Source organism: Falsiroseomonas oryzae, assembly GCF_027856955.1.
GTDB lineage: Bacteria > Pseudomonadota > Alphaproteobacteria > Acetobacterales > Acetobacteraceae > Falsiroseomonas > Falsiroseomonas oryzae.
This window is the reverse complement of record NZ_JAPSMD010000597.1, coordinates 1-2,585: the sequence shown is the minus strand read 5'-3', so window position 1 is coordinate 2,585 and position 2,585 is coordinate 1. Positions and strand designations below refer to the sequence as shown.

The 2,585-nt window shown below is 73.1% G+C and carries 4 protein-coding genes; all 4 read left to right on the top strand.

Annotated features, from left to right (window positions below):
- Window positions 1-599, top strand: a 599-nt coding sequence (locus tag OZN99_RS29400; RefSeq protein ID WP_270938765.1) for a molybdopterin-binding protein, incomplete at its 5' end; no start/stop codon positions are given.
- A gap of 143 nt (window positions 600-742) precedes the next feature.
- A complete protein-coding gene (gene lexA, locus OZN99_RS29395) occupies window positions 743-1,474 on the top strand; it encodes a transcriptional repressor LexA (RefSeq protein WP_270938764.1) in 732 nt (243 codons plus the stop codon).
- Window positions 1,475-1,666: 192 nt separating this feature from the next.
- Entirely contained in the window at window positions 1,667-2,137 is a 471-nt protein-coding gene (locus OZN99_RS29390) for a peptidase S1 (protein ID WP_270938763.1), read from the top strand.
- Between the two features lie 85 nt (window positions 2,138-2,222).
- A complete protein-coding gene (locus tag OZN99_RS29385) occupies window positions 2,223-2,450 on the top strand; it encodes a hypothetical protein (RefSeq protein ID WP_270938762.1) in 228 nt (75 codons plus the stop codon).
- Window positions 2,451-2,585 lie beyond the last annotated feature (135 nt).

Here is a 2,585-nt window from a genome sequence, read left to right as displayed (position 1 = left end):
CCGCGCTGGTGCGCGCCGCGGGCGGCGAACCGCTCGTGCTGCCGATCGCCCCCGACGACCGCGACGCCATCGCCGCCGCCGCCGCCGCCGCGCGCGCCTGCGACATGCTGGTGACGACCGGCGGCGCCAGCGTCGGCGAGCACGACCTGGTGCAGAAGGCGCTGGGGCCGGAAGGCTTTGCGCTGGATTTCTGGAAGATCGCGATGCGGCCGGGCAAGCCGCTGATCTGGGGGCGGCTCGGCCGCACACCGGTGCTCGGTCTGCCGGGCAACCCGGTTTCCGCCCTGGTCTGCGGCGTGCAGTTCCTGGTGCCCGGCATCGCGGTGATGTCAGGCCTGCCGGCCGCGCCGCCGCCGACCATCCTGGTGCGCGCCGGCGCCGCGCTGGCGGAGAACGACCGGCGCTTCGACCATCTGCGCGCCAGCCTCGGCACCGACCGGGACGGGCGCCCGGTCGCGACCCCCTTCCCGGTGCAGGACAGCTCGATGCTGGCCACTCTGGCGCGGGCAGAGGCCCTGATCCTGCGCCCGCCCTTCGCACGCGCCCTGCCCGAAGGGGCGGAGGTGGACGCCATCCCGCTCGGCCAGTTCGGGATCTGACTCCGCGGCGCCGACGGTGCTTTGTCGGCGCTGTGGAAAACATTTGACGCGACGCGGAGAACCTACCTAGAACATCGCCGGTGATTCCCCGTTTGTTCGCCGGCCTGGCGCACAGGCGGCCGAACCGGGGGCTAGGAGGCTTCATGCTCACGCGCAAGCAGCACGAGTTGCTGATGTTCATCGACCGGCACCTGCGTGAGACCGGCTTCTCCCCCTCCTTCGAGGAGATGAAGGAGGCGCTGCGCCTCAAGTCCAAGTCCGGCATCCATCGCCTGATCACGGCGCTGGAGGAGCGCGGCTTCCTGAAGCGCCGCGCCCACCGCGCCCGCGCACTGGAGGTCATTCGCCTGCCGGAGAACGTCGCCGCCCGCGCGCCCGCCCTGGCCGCCGCGGCCCCGCCGCCGGCCGCCGCCCCGTCCTTCGCGCCCAACGTCATCCGCGGGAACTTCGCGGCGAATTTGTCCGGCGTGCCGAAGCCCGCCAACGAAGCGCCCGCCGTCCACCTGCCGCTCTACGGCCGCATCGCCGCCGGCCTGCCGATCGAGGCGCTGCGCGATTCCGGCGCCAGCGTGGAGGTTCCGGCCGCCATGCTGGCCAGCGGCGAGCACTACGCGCTGGAGGTCGCCGGCGATTCCATGGTGGAGGCCGGAATCCTGGACGGCGACACCGTCATCATCCGCCGCGGCGACACGGCGGAGAACGGCGCCATCGTGGTGGCGCTGGTCGATGAGCAGGAAGTCACGCTGAAGCGCCTGCGCCGGCGCGGCAACTCGGTGGCGCTCGAACCGGCCAACCGCGCCTATGAGACGCGCATCTTCGGTCCGGACCGCGTGCGCGTGCAGGGCCGCCTGATCGGATTGCTGCGCCGCTACTGACCGGCGCTGCCTGTCCGTGTATGGGTTGGCGCGACAATCGTCAAGTTTTGCGCAACAATCTTGCGGTCATGATCAACCGGGGATAATCCGCCGCAGGGTCCTGCCCTGCGGCGCGGCCCCGCGCGTGGGCCGGGCTGCCGCATCGTCCGGCGGCCTGTGGCCGATCGGCGCGCGTTCTCGGGAGATTGCCGCATGCGTCGTCGTCTTGCCCTGGCCGCGGCCGTCCTGGCCGCCTCGGCCGGCACGGTACTCGCGCAGAACTTCAACCGTGCCCCGTCCTTCGGCACGCTGAACCTGAGCGCCAACTTCGCGCCCGACCCCACCGTGGTGAACGTCACCGCGGGCGGACAACTGCCGGCCGAGCGGCTGGGCGGGGCAGGCTGCGTCGGCTCCATCGCGGATGCGCCGGATGTCCGCCTGAACTACCGCGCCGGCCAGGGGCTGCCGCTCTACATCTCCGCCACGTCGCGCGCCGACGTGACGCTGGTGGTCAACCTCCCGGACGGCCGCTGGGTCTGCAACGACGACTTCCGCGGCACCGACCCGGGCATGGTCTTCACCAACCCGCAGTCCGGCCAGTACGACATCTGGATCGGCCATTACGACCGCGGCAGCCGCGTGCCGGCCCAGCTCCGCATCTCCGAGATCCCGCCCGCCCGCTGATCGGCCGGGCGACGGGAAATCACGCCGCCGCGCCGCGTTCCCCCGTCTCGCCCGGCATCCCCCGGGCGGGACGGAGGACAGCGGCATGGCCTATCGAAGCGGCTTCGGCAGCCACAAGACCCGCCACGAGGGCGCACAGGACCCCAAGGCCGACCAGGCCCGGGAGGAGATCCGCAAGGTGCGCGGCGGCGAGGGCGAGGGCCGCGACGCCGAGACCCTCACCGACGAACAGGGCCGCGCCCGGGAGCCCGGCCGCACCAGCCACGAAAGCCGCGAAGCCGGCCGCACACCAGGCGAGAAGCCGAAAGGCTGACGCTCAGCCGCCGGCGTCGCGCGGCGCCAGGGGCACGCCCCGCTCCGGGCGGCCGGGCAGCGGTTCCGGCGGAACCCAGGGGCGCGCGCCGCGCAGCGCCCGGTCGGACAGCACCACGACCCCATCGGCCCCCAG

What these genes read in the sequence shown, in the direction of transcription:
- OZN99_RS29390 (WP_270938763.1), top strand. Translation starts at nt 1,667, where the DNA reads ATGCGTCGTCGTCTTGCCCTGGCCGCGGCCGTCCTGGCCGCCTCGGCC.
- OZN99_RS29385 (WP_270938762.1), top strand. Translation starts at nt 2,223, where the DNA reads ATGGCCTATCGAAGCGGCTTCGGCAGCCACAAGACCCGCCACGAGGGC.
- lexA (WP_270938764.1), top strand. Translation starts at nt 743, where the DNA reads ATGCTCACGCGCAAGCAGCACGAGTTGCTGATGTTCATCGACCGGCAC.